Raw genomic sequence first — 22,143 nt, 5'->3', positions numbered from 1 at the left:
CGGAGACCCCACGATGACCGATACCACCGCACCCGCGCCGACCGGCGCACCTGACGACACACGCCGCCGGCTGCTGCGCGCGGCCGGCGCCGCCGCGCTCGCCGCACCGGCGATCACGCTCGGCCGCAAGGCCTGGTCCGCGCCGCCGCTGAAGAAGCTCACGTTCGCGTGGAACCAGAATGCGTTCTGCCTGACGCCGATCGTCGTCGCGCAGGAGAACGGCTTCTTCGAGAAGAACGGGCTGAAGGTCGAGCTGATCAACTACAGCGGGTCGACCGACCAGTTGCTCGAATCGATCGCGACCGGCAAGGCCGACGCGGCGGTCGGGATGATCCACCGCTGGCTGAAGCCGCTCGAAGCCGGCTTCGACGTGAAGATCATCGGCAGCTCGCATGGCGGCTGCGTGCGGCTGCTCGGCTCGAGGACGGCCGGCGTCACGACGCTGCAGGCGCTGAAGGGCAAGACGGTCGGCGTCAGCGATCTCGCCGCGCCCGGCAAGCACTTCTTCTCGATCCTGCTCGCGAAGAACGGCATCGATCCCGAGCGCGACATCACGTGGCGGCAGTATCCGGCCGACCTGCTCGGCGTGGCGGTCGACAAGGGCGAGATCCAGGCGATCGCCGACGGCGACCCGAACCTCTACCTGCTCGAGAAGCGCAGCAACGGCGCGTATACCGAACTCGCGACGAACCTGTCCGGCGAATACGCGCGCAAGGTGTGCTGCGTGATCGGCGCGCGCGGCGACCTCGTGCGCAACGACCGGCCGGCGGCCGCCGCGCTCGCGCGCTCGATCGTGCAGGCCACCGAGTACACGCACGACAACCCGAACGAAGCCGCGAAGGCGTTCGCGAAGTATTCGCCGAAGATCAACCCGGAAGACCTGCGCAAGCTGTACGCGACGCTGACCTACACGCATCACCCGACCAACGTCGACCTGCAGCAGGAAATCGCGTTCTATGCGGACGATTTCCGCCGGATCAGCGTGCTGAAGAAGAGCACCGACCCGCAGCGCTTCGCGCAGCAGGTCTATGCGAACGTGCTGGGGTGACGCGATGTCGACGATCGAACACACGCCCGCTGCGCGCACCGCATCGGCGCCGGGCGGTGCCGTCATCGCGACGGCTCCCGCGATCGCTGCGTCCCGCGCTGCCTGCACGGCCTGCGATGCAACGCGCGCGGCCGAAGCACGCCGTGCGCGTACCTGGCCGACCGGCGTCGTTGCAGCGCTTGCGTGGGCCGCGCTCGGTGCGGTGACCGACCTGTGGCCGAACCGCGTCGTCGGCTTCACCGACTGGGCGTACACCGACACGTTCGGCACCGCCGCGTGGGTCATCGCCGCGCTGCTGCTGATCGCCGCGACGCTCGGCCATCGCGTGCCGGCCACGCGCGCCCGGCTCGCCCGCGTGCGCCCGGCCGGGCCGTGGCTCGTCGCGCTGCCGCTCGTGCTCGCCGCATGGGAAATCGTCACCGCGAAGACCGGCTGGCTGCCGACGCCGTTCTTCGCGCCGCCGCAGGCGCTGATCGAGGTCTACGTCGACGACTGGCCGCGCCTCGCCGGCAGCGCCGGCAATACGCTGAAGCTGCTTTCGCTCGGGTTTGCCTACGGCGTCGCGGTCGGGTTCGCGGTCGGCGTATCGATCGGCTGGTCGCGCCGCATCGGCTACTGGGTGCATCCGGTGCTGCGCGTGCTCGGCCCCGTGCCGGCCACCGCGCTGCTGCCGCTCACGTTCTACTTCTTTCCGACCAGCTATTCGGCGGCGGCGTTCCTGATCGCGCTGTCGACCGGCTTCCCGGTCGCGGTGCTGACGTGGTCGGGCGTCGCGAGCGTGAACCGGCAGTACTACGACGTCGCGCGCACGCTCGGCGCGAACGCGCGCTTCCTCGTGCTGCGCGTCGCCATTCCGGCCGCGCTGCCGCATGTGTTCGTCGGCATCTTCATGGGGCTGAGCGCGTCGTTCACGGTGCTCGTCGTCGCCGAGATGATGGGCGTCAAGTCGGGGCTCGGCTGGTACCTGAGCTGGGCGCAGGGCTGGGCATCGTACGTGAACATGTATGCGGCGCTGATCGTGATGGCGCTGCTGTTTTCCGGGCTGATCGCGCTGCTGTTCGCGGTGCGCGACCGTGTGCTCGCGTGGCAGAAAGGAACCGTCAAATGGTAAGCGCCGCCGTTCTCGAACCGTCCGTTGCCACCCCGCCCGGCACGTCCAGTGCCACGGCGCCGCGCGGCGCGCGCATCGACATCCGCCGCGTAAGCCACGCGTTCGACGGCCCCGGCGGCCCGCTGCCGGTGCTCGACGACGTCACGCTGTCGGTCGCGGCCGGCGAATTCGTCGCGCTGCTCGGCCCGAGCGGCTGCGGGAAATCGACGCTGCTGCGGCTCGTCGCGGGCCTCGACGCCGCGCGGCAAGGCACGATCGCGCAGGACGGCGCGCCGATCGAACGGCCCGATCCGTCGCGCATCGTCGTGTTCCAGGATCCGACGCTCTACCCGTGGCGCCGCGTGCGCGCGAACGTCGCGCTCGGACTCGAAGCGCGCGGCGTGGCGCGCACCGCGCGGCATCGTGTCGACGATGCGCTCGCGCGCGTCGGGCTGCAGGAATTCTCGAACGTGTTTCCACATCAGCTGTCGGGCGGGATGGCGCAGCGCGTCGCACTCGCCCGCGCGCTCGTCAACGATCCGCGCCTCCTGATCCTCGACGAGCCGCTCGGCAAGCTCGATTCGCTGACGCGGTTGACGATGCAGGCCGAGCTGACCGCGCTGTGGCAACGCGACGCGTTCTCCGCGCTGCTCGTCACGCACGACGTCGAGGAAGCGCTGTTTCTCGCGCAGCGCGTGATCGTGTTCGGGCCGCGTCCCGCACGCATCGTCGCGGAACTGCGCGTCGACCTGCCCTATCCGCGCCATCGCGGCGACCCGCGTCTCGCCGCGCTGCGCCATGAAGCGCTGCGGCATCTCGGACTCGATGCGAGCTGGTAGATGCGCGGTGTCGTTCACAGGATTGCCGGTGCGCGGCAAAGGCCGCACCGATGAATGCACCGCCGTTCGCCGACTGGGCGCTCCTGTTCCTGCAACTGCTGTATCGCGCGCAGATCGCGTTGGCGCGCGTGCTGCATGCGGCCGGCCTGACCGGCGATGCCGACGGACAGGCCGCGTGGCCCTGGGCGCACCGGATCGCGCTCGACACGCTGCGCATCGACGCGGGGCTCACGCGCCAGCTCGCGTTCGCCGGCGCGGCGACCGCGCTCGCCGCAGCGCTCGGCTGCGTCGCGCTCGTGTCGCGCAAGTGGCGGGCGGCATCGGCAATCGCCGCGCTGGCGCTTGCGTGGTTAGCGCCGTGGCCGCCGGTGTCGCTGTGGCTCACGCCTGCGGTGGCGACCAGTTTCCAGCGCAATCCCGCGCCGTTTTCCGTCGCGAACGTGATGCGCGGTGCGCACCTGTATGCGCAGCATTGCGCGGCCTGTCACGGCGCGGACGGCCGCGGCGAAGGACCGCTCGCGGCAACGCTCGCGCACTGGCCGCCGACCTTCGCGGGCGCGCTGCTCGCCCGGCGGCTCGACGGCGAACTGTACTGGCGCGTGCGGCACGGTACACGCGACGCACGCGGCGCGGCATCGATGCCGGGCTTTGCCGCAACGCTCGGCCCGGCCGAAACCTGGGCCGTGCTCGACTACCTGAAAGCGCTGTCGGCCGGCAGCGGCGCGCAGGCGGAAGGGGCGTGGCCCGTGCCCGTCCCGCTGCCAGCGCTCGACGTGCGCTGCGGCAGCGCCGCGCCGCAACCGCTGGAGCGCTGGCGCGAAGGCCAGCGCGTGCACGTCGTCGCGCTCGCGCCGGGCGGCACGGTGCCGCAGGAAGACCCGCGCTGGCAGACGCTGCTGGTCGTTGCCGGCGACACGCCCGCGCCGCTTGCCACCGGCGTGCGCGCGAACTGCGTCGCAGCGACACCCGATGCATGGCAGGCGTTCGCGACGATCGCGGGCGTGCCGCCCGATGCGTTCGGCGGCACGCAACTGCTCGCCGACCGGCACGGCTGGCTGCGGGCGCGTGCGTTGCCGGGCAGTGCAGGCTGGTCGGCATCCGACCTGCTGTGCCGCTCCGATGCCGCCGCGCGACCACCGGCGGCCGCCGCGAGCGTCGATCCGCTGACCGCGCTGCTGCTGCGCGTGGACGCCGAACCCGTGCGCGACGTGCAGGCCGGGCTCCCGCACTGAATCCCCGAACTGAATCCCTGAACCGTTTCCCCGCTCGACCGAACTCACGATGAATCCGACCCGACGCCACTTCCTCGCGCAAGCAACCGCCCTCGCCGCCGCCGCAACCGCGCCGGCCGCGCTTCATGCGCAATCGGGCGCGCGACCGCTGCTGCGTGCCGGCGACCAGAAAGGCGGGCTGCGCGCGCTGCTCGAAGCGGCGGGCGAACTGAACGGCCTCGCGTACGACATCGCGTGGACCGAATTCCCGGCCGCCGCGCCGCTCGCCGAAGCGCTGAACGCGGCAGCCGTCGACTGCGGGCCGATCGGCGACGCGCCGGTGATCTTTGCGCTCGCGTCGGGCGCCCGCATCAAGGTGATCGGCGCGAATCGCTCCGACCCATATGGCACCGCGCTGCTCGTGCGGCCCGACGCGACGCTGAAAGACGCCGCCGACCTGAAAGGCAAGCGCATCGGCACCACGCGCGGCTCGATCGGCCATTTCGTCACGCTGAAGGCGCTCGACGCGGCCGGCCTGCCGCCCGACGCCGTGTCGTTCCGCTTCCTGCCGCCGGCCGACACGATGCTTGCACTTGCAACCGGTTCGATCGACGCGTGGGCGACGTGGGAACCCTACACCGCGCTCGCCGAGACGAGCGGCCGCGCGCGCGTGCTCGTCAACGGCCGCGGCCTGTGGTCGGGCCTCAGCTACGTCGCGGCGACCGACGCGGCGATCGCATCGAAGCACGACGTGCTGCGCGACTTCCTGCAACGCGTCGTGCGCGCGCAGGTCTGGTCGTACCGGCACGTCGACGCGTATTCCGCGGCGCTCGCGCGCATCATCGGCATCCCGCCGGCGGCCGCGAAGCTGCAGTTCGAGCGCCGCAACACGCGCTGGCTGCCGATCGACGCGACGGTGATCGCCGGGCAGCAGCGCACGGCCGACTTCTACCTGAAGGCCGGGCTGCTGCGCCAGCCGCTCGACGTGCGCACGACCTTCGACCTCGGCTTTCCGTTGGCGTGAGCGGCCGCGCGGCGGCATGCAACCGCCCAAACGGCTTTCGCCCGATCTGGCACAATCGCGATTCGACCATCCCGCCTTTGTCAGCCAGCGTCATGCCAGCCATCTCCGAACTCTTCGTCTACCCGATCAAATCCTGCGCCGGCATCGCGCTGTCACGCGCGCAGCTGCTCGAAACGGGCCTCGCATACGATCGCCACTGGCTGATCACCACCCCGGACGGGATGATGATCACGCAGCGCACGCACCCGCGCCTCGCGCTGATCCGCACCGCGCTCGACAGCGATGCGCTCGTGCTGAACGCGCCGGGCATGGCCGAGCTCCGCACGCCGCTCGACGGCGACGCGACACCCGCCACGCCGAAGGTGGCCGCGACCGTCTGGCGCGACACCGTCGACGCGATCGACACGGGCGCCGAAACCGCCGCGTGGCTCACCGAATTCCTCGGCACGCCGTTGAAGCTCGCGCGCTTCGGCGCCGACGCACGCCGCGGCTGCAACCGCAAATGGACCGGCGACATCGATACGCACACGCAGTTCGCGGACGGCTATCCGCTGCTCGTGATCGGCCAGTCGTCGCTCGACGACCTGAACGCGAAGCTCGTCGCGAAAGGCGTGCCGGCGATCCCGATGAACCGCTTCCGCCCGAACATCGTCGTGTCGGATCTCGACGCGTATGAAGAGGATTTCCTCGAGCATCTCGACGCCGACGGCGAGACGCCCGTGCGGCTGCGGCTCGTGAAGCTGTGCACGCGCTGCCCGATGCCGACGATCGACCAGGTGACGGGCGCGCCGAACCCGGACTGGCCGCACGAGCCGACCGACACGATGCAGACCTATCGCGCGAACCCGAACTACGACAATGCGCTGACGTTCGGCATCAACGCGATCGTCGTCGAAGGCGCGGGCGCGTGGCTCGAGGTCGGGCAGTCGGTCGAAGCGGAGATCGGGTTCGGCGACTGACCCGGCTCACCGAAGCGGCGGGCGGCGCGTCGCTTGCGTCGCCACCCGCCGCCGCGGCTGCGCCGATCGCGGCGGCCCGTCTACCGCGCTGCCTGAACCGCCGGCAGCATCACCGTCACGATCAATCCGCCGCCCGTCGCATCGTCCAGCGTCACGCTGCCCTGATGCACGCGCGCGATCTCCCGCACGATCGACAGCCCGAGCCCCGTGCCTTCGACCGTCTGCGTCTTGCTGCCGCGATGAAAGCGCTCGAACACCGCGTCGCGCTCGCCGGCCGGAATGCCCGGCCCGTTGTCGATCACGTCGAGCCGCGCATGGTCGCCGTCGCGCGACACGCGCACCGTGATCACCGCGCGGTCGCCCGAGTAACGGATCGCGTTGTCGATCAGGTTTCCGATCATTTCGCCGAGCAGGTCCGGCTGCCCGAGCACGTCGACATCGGCCTCGTGCTCGAAACCCAGGTCGATGTCGCGCGCGCGCGCGACGGGCGACCAGTCGAGCGTCACGCTGCGCGCGAGCCGCTGCAGCGCGACCGGCTGGTGCGCAATCGCATGGCCGCTGTCCGAATCGAGCCGCGACAGCGACAGCAGTTGCTGGACGATCTTCGCCGCCTGCCGCACCGCGCCGTTCACACGCCGCAGATGCACGTTCACGCGCGGCTGCTCGTCCGGCCGCAGCGCGAGCTCGACGCCGGCCTGCACGGCCGCGAGCGGCGTTTTCAGCTGATGGGCCGCATCCGCGAAGAAGCGCCGCCGCGCGACCTGCATCCGCTGCGTGCGGCCGATGTACTGGTTGATCGAGTCGACGAGCGGCGCGAGCTCGCTCGGCATGCCGCCGGTGCCGAGCGGCGTCGGGTCGCCGTCGCTGCGCGCGGCGACCGTCGCCGACAGCCGGTTCAGCGGCCGCAGCCCGCGCCCGACGCCGAGCCACACGATCCCGAGCGCGAGCACGACGAGCAGCCCTTCCTGCAGCAGCGAGCCCACCAGGATCTCGCGCGCGAGCGCGTGGCGCGCCTCGATCGTCTCGCCGACCATCACCCATACGATGCGCGTCTGCGCGGTCGGCACGTCGTGCACCGGCACGCGCAGCGCGGCCATGCGCAACTGATCGCCGCGATAGACGACGTCGTAGTAGCGCGTGACGAACAGCGCACCGTCACCCTGCGGCAGCGGCAGGTCCGGATAGCCGGTGATCGTGTGGCCGTTGTCCTCGCGGATCAGGTAGTAGATCTTGCCGCCGTCGCCCGACTCGAACATCTCGAGCGCGAGATACGGCAGGTCGACCTCGATCTCGCCCTTGTTGAGGCGCACGCCTTCGCGGATCGACTTCAGCGACGACGACAGCGTGCGGTCGAACGCGACGTGCGCGGCGCTCATCGCGCGCTGGTACGTCAGCCACGAGTCGAGCGCGAGCAGCCCAAGCAGCGGCAGCAGCAGCCACAGCGCGACCTGCGTGCGCAGGTTCGGGCGGTGCCATGCCCTCCGCCGGGCCGCCCCGAGATGGGCATGCGCCCCCTCGGGGGGCCGCGAACGAAGGTCGGCGCGGGGGTGGCTCATCCGGCCGCCTTCGCTTCGAGCAGATACCCGAGCCCGCGCAGCGTGACGATCGCGACGCCGGTGTTCTCGAGCTTCTTGCGCAGCCGGTACACGTAGATCTCGATCGCATCCGCGTTGACCGACTCGTCGATCCCGAAGATCTTCTCCGACAGCGTCTCCTTGTTGATCGCGCGGCCGTTGCGCAGGATCAGCACTTCGAGCACCGAACGCTCGCGCGGCGTGAGCGGCAGCGGTTCGCCCGCGAGGTGAAAGCTGCGGTCGACACTGTCATACGAAAGCGGCCCGCATGCGACCCGCGAATGCTCGTGGCCGAGGCTGCGCCGGATCAGCGCGCGGGCGCGCGCCTCCAGCTCGGTCAGCTCGAACGGCTTCGCCAGATAATCGTCGGCGCCGAGATCGAGCCCCTTCACGCGGTCCTCGACCGAGCCGTGCGCGGTGAGGATCAGCACCGGCACCGGATTGCGGCGCGCGCGCAGCCGCCGCAGCACCTCGAGCCCGTCGAGCTTCGGCAGCCCGAGATCGAGGATCACCAACGCGTAGTCCTGCGTGCGCAGCACGTGATCCGCCGCCTCCCCGTCCGCCATGTGATCGACCGCGAAGCGCGCGGCGCTCAGCGCGTCGCTCAACGACTGGGCCAGGTTCGGATTGTCTTCGACGAGCAGCACACGCATGGGGACCTCGGGAAATCCATGACACAAAGAACGCTATTGTGAACCGAAATGAAAGCAGGCTGAAAGTGCCTCGCAACTAACATCCGCATCACTCGAACAACACACACGCATCACTGGAGGAAGACATGCCGTTTGCACCGAAGCAGCTCGCCGCCGCGCTGGCGATCGTCCTGGGCACCGCCGCCGCCGGCGCCGTCGCGCAGGTTCCGGCCGGATATCCGGGTAACTACCAGGGTGTCGTCGACGCCGCGAAGAAGGAAGGCAAGCTGATCGTCTACTCGACGACCGACACGGGCCTCGTGCGCCCGCTGATCAAGGACTTCGAAAGCCTGTACGGCGTGAAGGTCGAGTACAACGACATGAACAGCACCGAGCTGTACAACCGCTACATCAGCGAGAACGCGGCCAGCAGCACCAGCGCCGACGTGCTGTGGAGCTCGGCGATGGACCTGCAGGTCAAGCTCGTCAACGACGGCCTGATGGCGTCGTACGATTCGCCCGAAAGCGCGAACGTGCCGCAATGGGCGCAATACCAGAAGCAGGCGTACGGCACGACGTTCGAGCCGCTCGCGATCGTCTACAACAAGCGCCTGATTCCCGAGAACGAGGTGCCGAAAACGCGCGCCGACCTGATCAAGCTGCTCACCACGCAAGCCGACAAGTTCAAGGGCAAGGTCACGACCTACGACATCGAGAAGTCGGGCGTCGGCTTCAACTACCTGACGCAGGACGCACACGTAAACGAGCAGGTCACCTGGGAGCTCGTGAAGGCGATCGGTGCGACCAACCCGAAACTGCAGTCGAGCACCGGCGCGATGATGGAGCGGATCTCGTCCGGCGAGAACCTGATCGGCTACAACATCATCGGCTCGTATGCGTACGCGAAGGCGAAGAAGGACAAGTCGATCGGCTACGTGTTTCCGAAGGACTACACGCAGGTCGTGAGCCGCCTCGCGACGATCTCGAGGAAGGCGAGGAACCCGAACGCCGCGAAGCTGTGGGTCGACTACCTGCTGTCGAAGCGCGGCCAGACGCTGATCGCGAACCAGGCGAACCTGTACGCGATCCGCGCGGACGTGACCGGCGAGACGTCGGCCGCGAGCCTCACGAAGGAACTCGGCGATTCGCTGAAGCCGATCCAGATCGGCACCGGCCTGCTCGTCTATCTCGACCAGTCGAAGCGGCTCGCGTTCCTGAAGCAATGGCAGCAGGCGATCAAGCGCTGATCCGCTGACCTCCGGCCGTCCGCCGCACACCGCGCGGACGGCCCCTTCCCCTTACCGACTTCCTAGAGGCGGCCATCCGGATGGCCGCAGGGGTGAACTCATGCTTTCAACCAGCACACGCGGAACGGCGTCGGCCGTTCCACCCACCGCCGGCCAGGCCGGCGCGATCCCCGCGCTGCCGGCCAACAGCCTGCAGCCGCTCGCCGGCATGCTGCGCTGGATCGTCGTCGCGGTGCTGACCATCGCGGTCGCGCTGCCGCTCGGCTTCATCCTGTTCCAGAGCCTGCTGTCCGCGCCGTTCTTCGACGCGAACAAGACGCTCGGCATCGAGGGCTTCCGCTTCATCTTCACCGACCCGGACTTCTGGTCGGCCGTGAAGAACTCGTTCATCATCGCCGGCGGGATGCTGTTCATCTCGATCCCGCTCGGCGGCATCCTCGCGTTCCTGATGGTGCGCACCGACCTGCCCGGCCGCCGCTGGCTCGAACCGCTGCTGCTCACGCCCGTGTTCGTGTCGCCGATGGTGCTCGCGTTCGGCTACGTGGTCGCGGCCGGCCCCGTCGGATTCTACTCGGTGTGGTTCAAGGAACTGTTCGGGGTGCAGAACGTGCCCTGGAACGTCTACTCGATCTTCGCGATCACGGTGATCGTCGGCCTCACGCACGTGCCGCACGTGTACCTGTACTCGTCGGCCGCGCTGCGCAACCTCGGCTCGGACGTCGAGGAAGCCGCGCGCGTGACGGGCGCCCGGCCGTTCCGCGTCGCGCTCGACGTGAGCCTGCCGATGACGATGCCCGCGCTGCTGTTCGCCGGCGTGCTCGTGTTCTTCCTCGGCTTCGAGGTATTCGGGCTGCCGCTCGTGCTCGGCGATCCGGAAGGCCATCTCGTGCTCGCGACCTACCTGTACAAGCTGACCAACAAGCTCGGCGTGCCGTCGTATCACCTGATGGCCGCGGTCGCGGTGTGCATCGTCGCGATCACGTTCCCGCTCGTGCTGCTGCAGCGCCGCCTGCTGAAGACCGCGAACCGCTTCGTCACCGTGAAGGGCAAGGCCGGCCGCTCGACCGTGCTGCCGCTCGGCGTGTGGCGCTGGGTCGCGCTCGCGATCGTCGCGCTGTGGCTCGTGCTGACCGTGATCGTGCCGATCTCCGGCATCGTGCTGCGCGCGTTCGTGACCAACTGGGGCGAAGGCGTGCCGCTCACCGAAGTGCTGACGCTGTCGAACTTCGTCGAGCTGTTCGAGCAGGACAACCTCGTGCGCGCAATCGTCAACACGCTCGGCATCGGCGTGATCGGCGGCGCGCTCGCGATCGGCTTCTACTCGCTCGTCGCGTTCGCCGGCCACCGCCGCCACGACTGGGCGACCAAGCTGCTCGACTACCTCGTGCTGCTGCCGCGCGCGGTGCCGGGGCTGCTCGCCGGTCTCGCGTTCCTGTGGATCTTCCTGTTCGTTCCGGGCCTGCGCGAGCTGAAGAACTCGATGTGGAGCATCTGGATCGCGTACACGGTCGTATGGCTCGCATACGGGATGCGGCTCATCCAGAGCGCGCTGCTGCAGGTCGGCCCGGAGCTCGAGGAGGCCGGCCGCAGCGTCGGCGCCACGCGCAGCCGCGTGTCGCTCGACGTGACGCTGCCGCTCGTGCGCTTCGGCCTGCTCGCCGCGTGGCTCCTGATCTTCATGATCTTCGAGCGCGAATACTCGACCGCCGTCTACCTGCTGTCGCCCGGCACCGAAGTGATCGGCGCGCTGCTCGTGTCGCTGTGGGCGACCGGCGCCGTCGACCAGGTTGCCGCGCTCTCTGTCATCAACATCGCGATGGTCGGCGCCGGTCTCGGCGTGGCCCTGCGCTTCGGAGTGAAACTTCATGGATAAGCTCATCGTCGACGACCTGCATCTCAGCTACGGCGCCAACCCGATCCTCAAGGGCGTGTCGTTCGAACTGAAGGCCGGCGAAGTCGTGTGCCTGCTCGGCGCGTCGGGCAGCGGCAAGACCACGCTGCTGCGCGCGGTGGCCGGCCTCGAACAGCCGTCCGACGGGCGCATCCAGCTCGACGACCGCGTGTTCTTCGACGGCGCGAAACACGTCGACCTGCCCGTCGAACAGCGTTCGCTCGGCCTCGTGTTCCAGTCGTACGCGCTGTGGCCGCATCGCACCGTCGCCGACAACGTCGGCTACGGGCTCAAGCTGCGGCGGGTCGCGCCGGCCGAACAGAAACGCCGCGTACAGGCCGCGCTCGACCAGCTCGGCCTCGGCCATCTCGCCGAACGCTTTCCGCATCAATTGTCGGGCGGCCAGCAGCAGCGCGTCGCGATCGCGCGCGCGCTCGTCTACAACCCGCCGGTCATCCTGCTCGACGAGCCGCTGTCGAACCTCGACGCGAAGCTGCGCGAGGAAGCGCGTGCATGGCTGCGCGAGCTGATCGTGTCGCTCGGGCTGTCGGCGCTCTGCGTGACGCACGACCAGACCGAGGCGATGGCGATGTCCGATCGCATCCTGCTGCTGCGCAACGGCCGCATCGAGCAGGAAGGCACGCCGGCCGAGCTGTACGGCGCGCCGCGCTCGCTGTACACGGCCGAATTCATGGGCAGCAACAACCGCATCGACGCGCGCGTCGCGGCCGTCGACGGCGAACGCGTGACGCTCGCCGGCGACGGCTGGGAACTGCAGGCGCTCGCGCGCGACACGTTCGCGCCGGGCCAGCACGCGCAGGCCGTGATCCGGCTCGAACGCGTGCAGGTCGCCGACGGCCCGGGCGCGAACCGGCTGCAGGCCGACCTCGTCACGTCGATGTATCTCGGCGACCGCTGGGAATACCTGTTCCATTGCGGCGAGATGCGCCTGCGCGCGTTCGGCCACGTGCCGCGCGCGGCCGGCAAGCACTGGATCGAATTCCCGGCCAACGACTGCTGGGCGTTCGCCAAGGCGAGCTGACCCACGCGGCGGGCACCGCGCCCGCCGCTCGCGCGCTTTCCGTCAGGTGATGACAGGTCTGTCCGGCGGACGTCTTCGGGCGTCCGCCGTGGCGTACTGCGCGCTGCATCCGCTTCACCCTGTTTCACCCACCCACAAAAAACCAAGGAGACACCGTCAATGAAGTCACGCGCAGAACGTTCCCTTCGCACCGCCATCCTCACCGGATCCGCCGTCGCAGCCGGCCTCGCGGCAGGCGCCGCGCACGCGCAGTCGTCGGTCACGATGTACGGGATCATGGATGCCGGCATCGAATACACGAACCATACGGCGCCGGAAGGCGGCAATTCGTTCAAGCTGAAATCCGGCAACAAGAATACGTCGCGCTGGGGCCTGCGCGGCGTCGAGGATCTCGGCGGCGGGCTGAAGGCCGTGTTCCGCCTCGAAAGCGGGATCGATCTCGCGAACGGCGCGTCCGACGACGGCCCCGACTCGATCTTCGCGCGCCGCGCGACGGTCGGCCTGAAAGGCAAATGGGGCGAAGTCTCGCTCGGCCGCAACTTCACCGTCACCTACGACTACATGCTGCCGTTCGACCCGATGGGCTACGCGCAGAACTATTCGTGGGCGACGTCGTCGATGGCGACCGGCGTCCGCAAGGACGGCCTCTTCACGCGTTCGTCGAACGCCGTGCGCTACGACGGCGAATTCGGCGGCTTCAAGTTCGGCGCGCTGTACGGCTTCGGCAACGTGCCGGGCAGCGTGAAGACCAGCTCGAAGTACGACTTCGCGCTCGGCTACGAGACCGGCCCGTTCGCGGCGGTCGTCACGTTCGACCGGCAGAACGGCGCGGCCGACAGCGTCACGCCGGCCGATACCGTCAACACCATCCAGGGCATCCACGCGGGCCTGAGCTACGACTTCGGCAACCTGAAGACGATGGCCGGTTATCGCAACTATCGGCGCACGTATCACACGAGCGCGGCGAACCAGTTGAGCGATATGGTCTGGCTCGGCGGGTCGTACCAGTTCACGCCGACGTTCTCGCTGATCGCGGCCGTCTATCACCAGAACATCAAGGGTGCCAGCGATGCCGATCCGACGCTGGTGTCGGTGCGGGCGCAGTACGCGCTGTCGAAGCGCACGGTGCTGTATGCGGCCGGCGCGTTCGCGATCGCGCAGCATGGGGAGAAAGTGGGTGTGTCGCGCGATTTTGCCGGGTATGGCACCACGCAGGTCGGCGTGACGGCGGGGATTCAGCAGCGGTTCTGAATCCGACGTGCCGGGTGGCGCTACTCATGGTCGAACAGCGCCGCCCGCTTGGCGCGATGCGCGCTGCCGTGTGAGCACGGGTGCCCGACGGTCACTGCGCGGCGCGACTCGCGCGTGGCGTGCGATGCCCGCCGCGCGCCAGTCACCGTTCACTCGGCACGCGTCACGAACACCGGGCGAACCCGGCTATTCGCGTCGTCCCAATGTTCGCCGACCGCCGACAGCGGCACGGTGCGCGTTTCGATCGCCAGGCTCGCGGGCGCGGCGGCGTCGAATACGCCGCGGATGGCGGCCAGCAAGCGGGGCAGCGGCACGCTGCCCAGGCCGCTCCCCATCAATTCGATCGCGGTCGCACGCAGCACGGCGCCCGGCAGCAGCACGTCGGCGCCGGCGATCGAACCGATCTGCACGAAACGCAGCCGGCGCCCTTCAGGCGTCGCCTTCGCGGCCGCGACGAGCAACGCCTGCGCGCTGGCGCCCCACAGATAGTCGAGCACGACGTCGACGCCCGCGCGGAAATGCAGTCCCAGTACGCGGGCAAGCTGCGCATCGTCCTGCTGCAGCGACACGACCGAATCCGCACCGGCATTCAGCAACGCATCCAGTGCAGCCGCGTTGCGGCCCGTCGCGATCACCTTCGCGGCGCCCAGATGCTTCGCGATCCGCACGGCCAGCCGCCCTGACGTGCCCGTCGCACCGTTGACGAGCACCGTCTCGCCTGCCGCGAGCCGCGCGCGTTCGGTCAATGCCGCCCACGACGACATCGCGGGAATCGCGATCGCCGCGGCCGTGACGTCGTCGAGGTCGTCCGGCAGCGGCACGCATTGCGCGCCAGGCACGATCGTGCGCTCGGCCATCGCGCCAAACGGCGCGGGGGCGCCGAAGAAGTACACGCGCTGTCCGTCGTCGCCGCGCCCCACGCCATCGACGCCGGCGACGAACGGATAGCTGCCGCCGGACGAATAATGCGTGCCGGCAGCGCGCCCCTGTGCGAGCCGGCTCAGCGCGGATGCCGTCACGTCGATCAGACGGTGAGCCGGCAGCGCGCGCGGCGCTTCGCACTCCGTATAAACTGGACGCCGTCCGGCGCCCTCCACGACTGCTGCCTTCATGTCGGTTCCTTGCAGTTGGCGGCCCCGGTATCGCGACCGGTGCCGGCGTCCGTCTTCAACGCGCGTCGATCCATGCACGCAGCGCCGCGTCGCGCACTTCGAGTACATCGAACAATCCGATCGCCCGCAGCGCAGGCAGCACTTCGACTAGGTCGGCTTCCGCCGTGGCCCGCTCGGCCGGGGATGCGCGTGGATCGGCCAGCACGCGCGCATTGACCAGGAACGCGCCCACCGTGCCCTTGCGGATCGTCGTTGCGCCGGCCTCGATCCGGTCGGCATGGTCGGGGAGAAGGTGTTCGGCTCGCATCGCGTCGTACTCCAGTGGTGGTCGATGGAGGCAGTGTAGGCGTGCAACATCGGCCGATCTCCGGTATAAAAGCCATTCGATACGGAAATCCGGCCATGTCCGATCCCTTGCTTCCCGCCCACCTCGTCACGTCTGACGACGGCCCGTTCGTCGCCGCCGCCGTGCTGACGCAGCGCGACCCGCGCGTGACACCGTCGCACACGCATGCGCGCGGCCAGTTGGTCGGCGCGCTGAGCGGGTTGGTGACGATCGGCCTCGACGATGAGGAGTGGGTCGTGCCGGCGATCCACGCGATCTGGATTCCGCCGCATTGCCGGCATTCGCTGCGCTCGTTCGGGCCGATTTCCGGCTGGTCGGCGTTCGTCTCTGAAAAGCGCTGCGCGACATTGCCGGACACGCCGCGCGCGATCCGCACGTCGCCGTTGCTGCGCGAAGCCGTGCAGCGCGCGGCCAGCTGGGGTGATTCGGACCTGGATGCCGCGCAGACGCGGATCGCCGACGTGATCCTCGATGAAATCGCGTCATCGGAAGTCGAAGCGCTGGGACTGGTACGGCCGCGGGACCAGCGGCTCATGAGGATTACCGATGCGCTTGCCGCAGATCTCGCGGACAACCGGCGGCTGGAGGAATGGGCCGCCTGGGCCGGCATCAGCGCGCGGACGATGAGCCGCCGCTTCGTCGCCGAGACGGGGCTGACGTTTGCGCAGTGGCGTCAGAAGGCAAGGCTGCTGCGGGCGCTCGAGAAAATCGCCGACGGCGTGCCGGTGACGACGATCGCGCTCGATCTCGGCTACGACAACGTGAGCGCGTTCATCGACATGTTCCAGCGGGCAATGGGGACAACGCCGGGGCGGTATATCGAAGTGGTGCGTCGCGGGGGCGGCTAGCGCGGCAGCACAAACGCATGCCGCCTGCGACGCGCCTGCCGCCGCGGCCTCAATACGTGCCGCCCCCCTTGTTCGCCGCCTCGCCCCCCCTCCCCTTGAACTGCGCGGCCAACCGCTCCGCACTCCTCGCCAGCAACGTCGTATCAACGCCCACCGCGACAAACAGCGCCCCCGCTTCCAGATACCGCCGCGCCGCCGCTTCATCCGCGCTCAGAATGCCCGGCGCCTTGCCGGCCGCCTTGATCGCACGGATCGCGCCATTGATCGCGGCCTGCACATCCGGATGCCCGGGATTGCCGAGATGCCCGAGGTCGGCCGCCAGATCCGCCGGCCCGATGAACACGCCGTCGACGCCCTCCACCCGCGCAATCGCGTCGATCGCGTCAAGCCCCGCACGCGTTTCGACCTGCACGAGCACCGCCATCTCGTCGTTCGCACGATGCAGGTAATCGCCGACACGATTCCATCGCGACGCGCGCGCGAGCGCGCTGCCGACCCCGCGAATCCCGTTCGGCGGATACCGCGTCGCCGCCACCGCCGCACGTGCCTCGTCGGCGCTCTGCACCATCGGCACGAGCAGCGTCTGCGCGCCCAGATCGAGCACCTGCTTGATGATCACCGGATCGTTCCATGGCACGCGCACGACCGGCTGCGACGGATACGGCGCGATCGCCTGCAACTGCGCGAGAATCGTCGGCACCGTGTTCGGCGCATGCTCGCCGTCGATCAGCAGCCAGTCGAAGCCGGCGCCCGCGACGACTTCGGCACTGTACGGATTCGCGAGCCCGAGCCACAGCCCGACCTGCGCGTCGCCGCGCGCGAGCGCGGCCTTGAAGACATTCGACGGAATCTGCATGGCCCGCTCACCTCACTCGAAGTAGCACTGGATCGTCCCGAGCGGGCCGTAGTCGACGCTGAACGTGTCGCCCGGTCGTGCCGCGCACGGCCGCGTGAACGAGCCGCCGAGCACGATCTGCCCCGGTTCCAGCGCGACGTCGAAACGCGACAGCCGATTCGCGAGCCACGCGACGCCATTGGCCGGATGATTCAGCACGCCGGCCGCGACGCCCGTTTCCTCGACCACGCCGTTGCGCGACATGATCGCCGCGACCCAGCGCAGGTCGACGTCCTGCGGCTTCACGGGCCGCCCGCCGATCACGACGCCCGCGTTCGCCGCGTTGTCGGCGATCGTGTCGAACACCTTGCGCGGCCGCTTCGTATCGGGGTCGATCGACTGGCTGCGCGCGTCGATGATCTCGAGCGCGGGCACCACGTAGTCGACCGCGTCGTACACGTCGAAGATCGTGCAGTTCGGACCCGCGAGCCGCTTGCCGAGCACGAACGCGAGTTCGACCTCGACGCGCGGCACGATGAAGCGGCCGGTCGGAACGGTGCCGCCGTCGTCGAAGAACATGTCGTCGAGCAGCGCGCCGTAATCGGGCTCGTCGATCTGCGACGTGTTCTGCATCGCTTTCGACGTGAGGCCGATCTTGTGCCCCTTGAGCGTGCGGCCTTCCGCGAGCTTCAGGGTCACCCACGCGCGCTGGATCGCATACGCGTCGTCGATCGTGATGTCGGGATGGTCGAGCGAGATCTGGCGGATCTGCGTGCGCGCGCGCTCGGCGTCGTGCAGACGCCGCGCGAGCTGGTCGATGAGGGCGGGTTCGAGCATGGTCGGATCGGGAATGGGTTCAGCCGGCCCGCTTGTAGCGGGCGTGAATGTTGTTGTGCTTGTACGAGCCGCTTTCGCTGAACTCGGTCAACTCCATCGACAGCGCCAGATAGCGCCTCGCGTACAACTCCGCGAAATGCGCCTTGATCGCGTCGAACAGCGCGTCGCACGCGGCCTGCTTCGTTGCGTCGCTGCGGCCCGATCCGATCTTCAGCGTCACGTGGACGAACGCGTCGTCCGCGGTGCCGTCGGCGACGCAGTAATCCTGCAGCTCGATCGCGCGCGAGCGGATGCCGCCCGTCGGAAACACGCCGCCCTGCGCGATCAGCGTCGCGTTGATCGTGCGCAGCAGCACGGGAATGCGCGCGTCGTCGCGGATGTTCGCGGTGTATTCGACGACGATGTGTGGCATGGCAACGCTCCGGGTAGGTGATGCGGCGCTCAGGCGAGCGGGAAGATCGCGTTGATCTGCCCGGTGCCCGAGCTCGCGAAATAGTCGGTGACGATCTCGACCGGCTTGTCGTAGCGATCCCAGCCGAGCAGGCCGAGCAGCATCGCCGTGTCGTGCATCCCGCCTTCGCCGTGACAATGCGTGTTGTACTCGGGCAGCATCGCGCAGAAGGTCTTGAAATCGCCCTGCTTCCACAGCTCGACCACGCGCAGGTCGACCTGCCGGAAGAACTCGCGGCTGATCTCGTGGATCGATTCCTCGGGGCTGCCGTTGTCGTTGAAGCGATGCGACAGCGAGCCGCTCGCGAGGAACGCGACGTTCGAATCGCTCTTCTCGATTGCCTCGAGCAGTGCCTCGCCGAAGCGGCGGCTCTCGTCGAGCTGATGCCACATGCACCACCCGGCGATCGACACGACCTTGAAGTGCTGGTCGCCGTTCATGTAGCGCATCGGCACGAGCGTGCCGTATTCGAGTTCGAGGCTGTCGATCTCGTGCGCGCGCGTCGCGATCCCGCGCGCGCTGGCCGTCTCCGCGATCAGGCGGCCGAGTTCCGGGTTGCCCGGATACGCGTACTGCATGTCGCGGATGAAATGCGGCAGCTCGTTGCTGGTATAGGTGCCGGCGAACCGCGCATTGCAGTTCACGTGGTAGCCCGCGTTGACGAGCCAGTGCACGTCCGACACGACGATCGTGTCGACGCCGAGCGCGCGGCAGCGCTCGCCGATCAGCCGATGGCCGCGGATGGCCGCGTCGCGGCAGCCGTGATGCCTGCCGGGCTGCTCCGACAGGTACATCGACGGCACGTGGGTGATCTTCGCGGCGAGGGACAGTTTGCCCATCGTTCAAGTCTCCGTATCGTTCGGTCGTGCGCCAACACGACCCGCGCCCGTTACACGCCCCAGCGGGGAATATGATGCGAACCCATCGAGATGCACACGTTCTTGATCTCCGCGAACACCTCGAAGCTGTACTCGCCGCCCTCGCGTCCGGTGCCCGACTCCTTCACGCCGCCGAACGGCTGGCGCAGGTCGCGCACGTTCTGGCTGTTCACGAACACCATCCCGGCCTCGATGCCGCGCGCGAGGCGATGCACCTTGCCGACGTCCTGGGTCCAGATGTACGACGCGAGCCCGTAGGACGTGTCGTTCGCGAGCCGCAGCCCTTCCTCCTCGTCCTCGAACGGGATCAGGCACGCGACCGGCCCGAAGATCTCCTCCTGCGCGATGCGCATCCCGTTGTCGACGTCGGCGAACACGGTCGGCCGCACGAAGTTGCCGTTGCGCAGATGATCGGCGAGACCGGCCGGCTTGTCCGCGCCGCCCGCGACCACGCGCGCGCCTTCCTGCTCGCCGATGCGGATGTAGCCGGTCACCTTCTCCCAATGCTGGCGCGTGATCATCGCACCGAGCTGCGTGCCCGGATCGGACGGGTCGCCGACCACCAGGTTGTTCGCGCGGCGCGCGAATTCCTGCACGAAACGGTCGTAGATCGTGCGCTGCACGAAGATCCGCGAGCCCGCGGTACAACGCTCGCCGTTGATCGAGAAGATCGTGAACAGCGACGCGTCGAGCGCGCGGTCGAAATCGGCATCGTCGAAGATCAGCACCGGCGACTTGCCGCCGAGCTCCATCGAATACTTCTTCAGGCCCGCGCGTTCCATGATCCGCTTGCCCGTGACCGTGCCGCCCGTAAACGACACCGCGCGCACGTCGGGATGGCGCACCAGTGCGTCGCCGGCGGTCGCGCCATAACCCTGCACGACGTTCAGCACGCCCGGCGGAATGCCGGCTTCGAGCGCGAGCCGGCCGAGCTGGTCGGCCGTCAGCGGCGACAGCTCGGACATCTTCAGCACGGCCGTGTTGCCGAGCGCGAGACACGGCGCCGTCTTCCACGTCGCGGTCATGAACGGCACGTTCCACGGCGATACCAGCGCGCACACGCCGACCGGCTGGTACAGCGTGTAGTTCAGCATCTGGTCGTCGACCGGATACGTGCGGCCGTTCATCTGCACGCACACTTCCGCGAAGAAGTTGAAGTTCTCGGATGCGCGCGGAATCAGCTGCTTGCTCGTCTGCGCGATCGGCAGGCCGGTGTCCTGCGTCTCGAGCGCGGCGAGCATCGGCACGTTCTTCTCGATCAGTTCGCCGAGCTTGCGCATCAGCTTCGCGCGCTCCCTGGCAGGCGTGTTCGCCCACTTCGGGAACGCTTCCTTCGCCGCGCGCACGGCCGCGTCGACTTCGGCCTCGCCGGCCGACGCGACGTCGGTGATCACGTCGCCCGTCGCGGGGTTCAGCGTCGTGAAGGTCTCGCGGCTCCCGACTTCGCGGCCGTCGATCCAGTGCTTGATGGTCATGTGCTCTCCTTCCTTGGGCGACGGGCTCAGCCGGCGCGATAGTAGTCTGCTTCGCCGACGATCGTGTTCACCAGCCGGCCGATCCCTTCGATTTCCGTCACGACCTCGTCGCCCGGCTTCGTGTCCGCCAACCCTTCCGGCGTGCCGGTCAGGATCAGGTCGCCCGGCGAGAGCGTCATGAAGCTGCTGATGTGCTCGATCAGCGCGGGCACGTCGAAGATCATGTCGCGCGTGCTGCCGCGCTGGGTCTCCTGGCCGTTCACCGTCGTGCGCAGCATCAGGTCGCCCGCGTCGCCGATCTCGTCGCGGCTCACGAACCACGGCCCGAGCGGCGTGCAGGTGTCGCGGTTCTTCACGCGCAGGTTCGGGCGGTAGTAGTTCTCGAGATAGTCGCGGATCGCGTAGTCGTTCGCGACCGTGTAGCCGGCGACGTAGTCGAGCGCCTGCGCGCGGCTCACGCTTCGCGCCGGACGGCCGATCACGACGGCCAGCTCGCACTCGTAGTGCATATGCGTCGCATCCGCCGGGCGCACGGTGAGCGACCGGTGGCCGATGAACGTGTTCGGCCCCTTCAGGAAGATCAGCGGCTCGCTCGGCGCATTGAACGCGAGTTCCTTCGCGTGGTCCGCGTAGTTCAGGCCGAGCGCGAACGTCGTGCGCGGCGCGACGGGCGGCAGCCACGTCACCCAGTCCTCCGCGAGCACGCGGCCCGTATCGAGCCGGATCGCGCCGTCGCCGGCCGGTTCGGCCGCATGCAGTGCACCGTTGTAGATCACGCGCGCCGTCTTCATCGTGCCTCCTCCGCGATCAGCGTATGCCGCAACGTGCCGATGCCGGCGCCGGCGATCTCGATCGTGCTGCCCGCGCGGGCACGCGGTGCGCCACCCGCGACGCCGAGCAGCAGCACGTCGCCCGCGTCGAACGACATGAAGGCCGTCACATCGGCGATCAGTTCGCGCACCGGGCGGATCAGCGTGGCGGTCGACGCGGACACCACCGGGGCGCCGTCGATCCGCACGGTCAGGCCGATCGCGTCGACGTCGCCGAGCGCGGCCGCCGGCACGATCGCCGGACCCAGCGGGCAGAAGCCGTCGCGGCACTTGAAGCGCACGGCCGGACGGTAGTAATCGGGATGCGGGACCGACACGTCGCTCGCCAGCGTGAAGCCATGCACGTAGTCGAGCGCCTGCGCGGCCGGCACGCGCGTCGCGCGCCGCGAGAACACGACGGCCACCGACGCGCCGATCTCCAGCGCATCGACGCCGGCCGGCACCACGACCGCCGCGCCGTCCGCTGCATGCGTGTTGGCCGGCTTGATGTAAAGGATCGGCGCCTGCGGCGGACGGCCGTAAGGCGGTGCATGCACGGCATCGCCGAGCGCGTCGAGTGCGGCGCGCTCGTTGAGCAGCGCACCGTAGACGGTACCGATGGCGACCGGCAGCGGCGGCGCCGCGGCAGTCCTGCAAGACAGCTCCATGCGTCATTCCCCTGCCGCGCGTCGCGGCGCATCGTCAATAGTTAATATCTTAAGTAAACAATCGGACGCTGGCAAC

22 protein-coding genes are annotated in these 22,143 nt (G+C 68.9%); 11 read left to right on the top strand and 11 right to left on the bottom strand.

Annotation, left to right across the window (positions count from 1 at the left end; all coding sequences use genetic code 11):
- The first annotated feature begins 13 nt into the window (after nt 1–13).
- From DIE22_RS17680 to DIE22_RS17655, 6 genes are all read left to right on the top strand, one after another.
- Nucleotides 14–1,048, top strand: coding sequence for an ABC transporter substrate-binding protein (locus tag DIE22_RS17680; protein ID WP_124498023.1), 1,035 nt, complete (start codon nt 14–16; stop codon nt 1,046–1,048).
- 4 nt (nt 1,049–1,052) lie between these two features.
- Complete coding sequence (locus DIE22_RS17675; protein WP_124498022.1) at nt 1,053–2,159, top strand: ABC transporter permease; 1,107 nt, start codon at nt 1,053–1,055, stop codon at nt 2,157–2,159.
- On the top strand, nt 2,153–2,977 hold the full coding sequence (locus tag DIE22_RS17670; protein ID WP_124498021.1) for an ABC transporter ATP-binding protein: 825 nt from the start codon (nt 2,153–2,155) through the stop codon (nt 2,975–2,977). Before DIE22_RS17675 ends, DIE22_RS17670 begins: the two co-directional genes overlap by 7 nt.
- A 50-nt stretch (nt 2,978–3,027) precedes the next feature.
- The gene (locus tag DIE22_RS17665) at nt 3,028–4,209 is read left to right on the top strand and encodes a c-type cytochrome (protein WP_124605686.1); all 1,182 of its coding nucleotides are present in this window, start codon (nt 3,028–3,030) and stop codon (nt 4,207–4,209) included.
- Between the two features lie 49 nt (nt 4,210–4,258).
- On the top strand, nt 4,259–5,212 hold the full coding sequence (locus DIE22_RS17660) for an ABC transporter substrate-binding protein (RefSeq protein WP_124498019.1): 954 nt from the start codon (nt 4,259–4,261) through the stop codon (nt 5,210–5,212).
- 92 nt (nt 5,213–5,304) lie between these two features.
- Nucleotides 5,305–6,171 carry an MOSC domain-containing protein gene (locus DIE22_RS17655; RefSeq protein ID WP_124498018.1) on the top strand — a complete coding sequence of 289 codons (867 nt, stop codon included), beginning with the start codon at nt 5,305–5,307 and terminating at the stop codon, nt 6,169–6,171.
- An 80-nt stretch (nt 6,172–6,251) separates the two neighbouring features.
- Here the strand turns inward: DIE22_RS17655 and DIE22_RS17650 are convergent, their stop codons facing one another.
- Both DIE22_RS17650 and DIE22_RS17645 read right to left on the bottom strand, forming a co-directional pair.
- Nucleotides 6,252–7,727 (bottom strand): sensor histidine kinase, encoded by a 1,476-nt coding sequence (locus DIE22_RS17650; protein WP_260426703.1) that lies wholly within the window; start codon nt 7,725–7,727, stop codon nt 6,252–6,254.
- Complete coding sequence (locus DIE22_RS17645) at nt 7,724–8,398, bottom strand: response regulator (RefSeq protein WP_124605685.1); 675 nt, start codon at nt 8,396–8,398, stop codon at nt 7,724–7,726. Before DIE22_RS17645 ends, DIE22_RS17650 begins: the two co-directional genes overlap by 4 nt.
- A gap of 125 nt (nt 8,399–8,523) precedes the next feature.
- Here DIE22_RS17645 and DIE22_RS17640 point away from each other — a divergent pair, with 125 nt between their 5' ends.
- From DIE22_RS17640 to DIE22_RS17625, 4 genes are all read left to right on the top strand, one after another.
- Nucleotides 8,524–9,624, top strand: coding sequence for an ABC transporter substrate-binding protein (locus tag DIE22_RS17640; RefSeq protein WP_124498016.1), 1,101 nt, complete (start codon nt 8,524–8,526; stop codon nt 9,622–9,624).
- A gap of 100 nt (nt 9,625–9,724) precedes the next feature.
- The gene (locus DIE22_RS17635) at nt 9,725–11,497 is read left to right on the top strand and encodes an iron ABC transporter permease (protein ID WP_124498015.1); all 1,773 of its coding nucleotides are present in this window, start codon (nt 9,725–9,727) and stop codon (nt 11,495–11,497) included.
- A complete protein-coding gene (locus DIE22_RS17630; protein ID WP_124498014.1) occupies nt 11,490–12,557 on the top strand; it encodes an ABC transporter ATP-binding protein in 1,068 nt (355 codons plus the stop codon). Before DIE22_RS17635 ends, DIE22_RS17630 begins: the two co-directional genes overlap by 8 nt.
- Nucleotides 12,558–12,716: 159 nt before the next feature.
- Nucleotides 12,717–13,808: a porin gene (locus DIE22_RS17625; RefSeq protein ID WP_124605684.1), complete on the top strand. Its 1,092-nt coding sequence runs from the start codon at nt 12,717–12,719 to the stop codon at nt 13,806–13,808.
- A gap of 149 nt (nt 13,809–13,957) precedes the next feature.
- Here DIE22_RS17625 and DIE22_RS17620 read toward each other — a convergent pair whose 3' ends face one another.
- The gene (locus DIE22_RS17620) at nt 13,958–14,920 is read right to left on the bottom strand and encodes a zinc-binding alcohol dehydrogenase family protein (protein ID WP_124605683.1); all 963 of its coding nucleotides are present in this window, start codon (nt 14,918–14,920) and stop codon (nt 13,958–13,960) included.
- Between the two features lie 55 nt (nt 14,921–14,975).
- Complete coding sequence (locus DIE22_RS17615; protein WP_124498011.1) at nt 14,976–15,227, bottom strand: hypothetical protein; 252 nt, start codon at nt 15,225–15,227, stop codon at nt 14,976–14,978.
- Between the two features lie 95 nt (nt 15,228–15,322).
- Between DIE22_RS17615 and DIE22_RS17610 the strand changes: the two genes are divergently transcribed.
- Nucleotides 15,323–16,114 carry an AraC family transcriptional regulator gene (locus DIE22_RS17610; RefSeq protein WP_124605682.1) on the top strand — a complete coding sequence of 264 codons (792 nt, stop codon included), beginning with the start codon at nt 15,323–15,325 and terminating at the stop codon, nt 16,112–16,114.
- Nucleotides 16,115–16,163: 49 nt separating this feature from the next.
- Here DIE22_RS17610 and hpaI read toward each other — a convergent pair whose 3' ends face one another.
- The 7 genes from hpaI to DIE22_RS17575 are packed head-to-tail and all read right to left on the bottom strand — an operon-like array spanning nt 16,164 to nt 22,067.
- Nucleotides 16,164–16,970 (bottom strand): 4-hydroxy-2-oxoheptanedioate aldolase, encoded by an 807-nt coding sequence (gene hpaI, locus DIE22_RS17605; RefSeq protein WP_124605681.1) that lies wholly within the window; start codon nt 16,968–16,970, stop codon nt 16,164–16,166.
- Between the two features lie 12 nt (nt 16,971–16,982).
- Nucleotides 16,983–17,786 (bottom strand): 2-oxo-hept-4-ene-1,7-dioate hydratase, encoded by an 804-nt coding sequence (gene hpaH, locus DIE22_RS17600; RefSeq protein ID WP_124605680.1) that lies wholly within the window; start codon nt 17,784–17,786, stop codon nt 16,983–16,985.
- A gap of 19 nt (nt 17,787–17,805) precedes the next feature.
- Complete coding sequence (locus DIE22_RS17595; protein ID WP_124498007.1) at nt 17,806–18,198, bottom strand: 5-carboxymethyl-2-hydroxymuconate Delta-isomerase; 393 nt, start codon at nt 18,196–18,198, stop codon at nt 17,806–17,808.
- A 29-nt stretch (nt 18,199–18,227) separates the two neighbouring features.
- Nucleotides 18,228–19,076 (bottom strand): 3,4-dihydroxyphenylacetate 2,3-dioxygenase, encoded by an 849-nt coding sequence (gene hpaD / locus DIE22_RS17590; protein WP_124605679.1) that lies wholly within the window; start codon nt 19,074–19,076, stop codon nt 18,228–18,230.
- Between the two features lie 50 nt (nt 19,077–19,126).
- A complete protein-coding gene (gene hpaE, locus DIE22_RS17585; protein ID WP_124605678.1) occupies nt 19,127–20,590 on the bottom strand; it encodes a 5-carboxymethyl-2-hydroxymuconate semialdehyde dehydrogenase in 1,464 nt (487 codons plus the stop codon).
- Nucleotides 20,591–20,616: 26 nt separating this feature from the next.
- Entirely contained in the window at nt 20,617–21,381 is a 765-nt protein-coding gene (locus DIE22_RS17580) for a fumarylacetoacetate hydrolase family protein (RefSeq protein ID WP_124605677.1), read from the bottom strand.
- Entirely contained in the window at nt 21,378–22,067 is a 690-nt protein-coding gene (locus DIE22_RS17575) for a fumarylacetoacetate hydrolase family protein (RefSeq protein ID WP_124605676.1), read from the bottom strand. Before DIE22_RS17575 ends, DIE22_RS17580 begins: the two co-directional genes overlap by 4 nt.
- Nucleotides 22,068–22,143: the final 76 nt, after the last annotated feature.

The sequence above is a fragment of the Burkholderia sp. Bp9142 genome (assembly GCF_003853415.1).
In the GTDB taxonomy this organism is placed as follows: domain Bacteria; phylum Pseudomonadota; class Gammaproteobacteria; order Burkholderiales; family Burkholderiaceae; genus Burkholderia.
This window is presented reverse-complemented; position numbering and strand designations above follow the sequence as displayed.

What these genes read in the sequence shown, in the direction of transcription:
- DIE22_RS17655 (WP_124498018.1), top strand. Translation starts at nt 5,305, where the DNA reads ATGCCAGCCATCTCCGAACTCTTCGTCTACCCGATCAAATCCTGCGCC.
- DIE22_RS17625 (WP_124605684.1), top strand. Translation starts at nt 12,717, where the DNA reads ATGAAGTCACGCGCAGAACGTTCCCTTCGCACCGCCATCCTCACCGGA.
- hpaE (WP_124605678.1), bottom strand. Translation starts at nt 20,590, where the DNA reads ATGACCATCAAGCACTGGATCGACGGCCGCGAAGTCGGGAGCCGCGAG.
- DIE22_RS17630 (WP_124498014.1), top strand. Translation starts at nt 11,490, where the DNA reads ATGGATAAGCTCATCGTCGACGACCTGCATCTCAGCTACGGCGCCAAC.
- DIE22_RS17575 (WP_124605676.1), bottom strand. Translation starts at nt 22,067, where the DNA reads ATGGAGCTGTCTTGCAGGACTGCCGCGGCGCCGCCGCTGCCGGTCGCC.
- DIE22_RS17660 (WP_124498019.1), top strand. Translation starts at nt 4,259, where the DNA reads ATGAATCCGACCCGACGCCACTTCCTCGCGCAAGCAACCGCCCTCGCC.
- DIE22_RS17620 (WP_124605683.1), bottom strand. Translation starts at nt 14,920, where the DNA reads ATGAAGGCAGCAGTCGTGGAGGGCGCCGGACGGCGTCCAGTTTATACG.
- hpaD (WP_124605679.1), bottom strand. Translation starts at nt 19,076, where the DNA reads ATGGGCAAACTGTCCCTCGCCGCGAAGATCACCCACGTGCCGTCGATG.
- DIE22_RS17665 (WP_124605686.1), top strand. Translation starts at nt 3,028, where the DNA reads ATGAATGCACCGCCGTTCGCCGACTGGGCGCTCCTGTTCCTGCAACTG.
- DIE22_RS17675 (WP_124498022.1), top strand. Translation starts at nt 1,053, where the DNA reads ATGTCGACGATCGAACACACGCCCGCTGCGCGCACCGCATCGGCGCCG.
- DIE22_RS17580 (WP_124605677.1), bottom strand. Translation starts at nt 21,381, where the DNA reads ATGAAGACGGCGCGCGTGATCTACAACGGTGCACTGCATGCGGCCGAA.
- hpaI (WP_124605681.1), bottom strand. Translation starts at nt 16,970, where the DNA reads ATGCAGATTCCGTCGAATGTCTTCAAGGCCGCGCTCGCGCGCGGCGAC.
- hpaH (WP_124605680.1), bottom strand. Translation starts at nt 17,786, where the DNA reads ATGCTCGAACCCGCCCTCATCGACCAGCTCGCGCGGCGTCTGCACGAC.
- DIE22_RS17680 (WP_124498023.1), top strand. Translation starts at nt 14, where the DNA reads ATGACCGATACCACCGCACCCGCGCCGACCGGCGCACCTGACGACACA.
- DIE22_RS17635 (WP_124498015.1), top strand. Translation starts at nt 9,725, where the DNA reads ATGCTTTCAACCAGCACACGCGGAACGGCGTCGGCCGTTCCACCCACC.
- DIE22_RS17645 (WP_124605685.1), bottom strand. Translation starts at nt 8,398, where the DNA reads ATGCGTGTGCTGCTCGTCGAAGACAATCCGAACCTGGCCCAGTCGTTG.
- DIE22_RS17615 (WP_124498011.1), bottom strand. Translation starts at nt 15,227, where the DNA reads ATGCGAGCCGAACACCTTCTCCCCGACCATGCCGACCGGATCGAGGCC.
- DIE22_RS17595 (WP_124498007.1), bottom strand. Translation starts at nt 18,198, where the DNA reads ATGCCACACATCGTCGTCGAATACACCGCGAACATCCGCGACGACGCG.
- DIE22_RS17610 (WP_124605682.1), top strand. Translation starts at nt 15,323, where the DNA reads ATGTCCGATCCCTTGCTTCCCGCCCACCTCGTCACGTCTGACGACGGC.
- DIE22_RS17670 (WP_124498021.1), top strand. Translation starts at nt 2,153, where the DNA reads ATGGTAAGCGCCGCCGTTCTCGAACCGTCCGTTGCCACCCCGCCCGGC.
- DIE22_RS17640 (WP_124498016.1), top strand. Translation starts at nt 8,524, where the DNA reads ATGCCGTTTGCACCGAAGCAGCTCGCCGCCGCGCTGGCGATCGTCCTG.
- DIE22_RS17650 (WP_260426703.1), bottom strand. Translation starts at nt 7,727, where the DNA reads ATGAGCCACCCCCGCGCCGACCTTCGTTCGCGGCCCCCCGAGGGGGCG.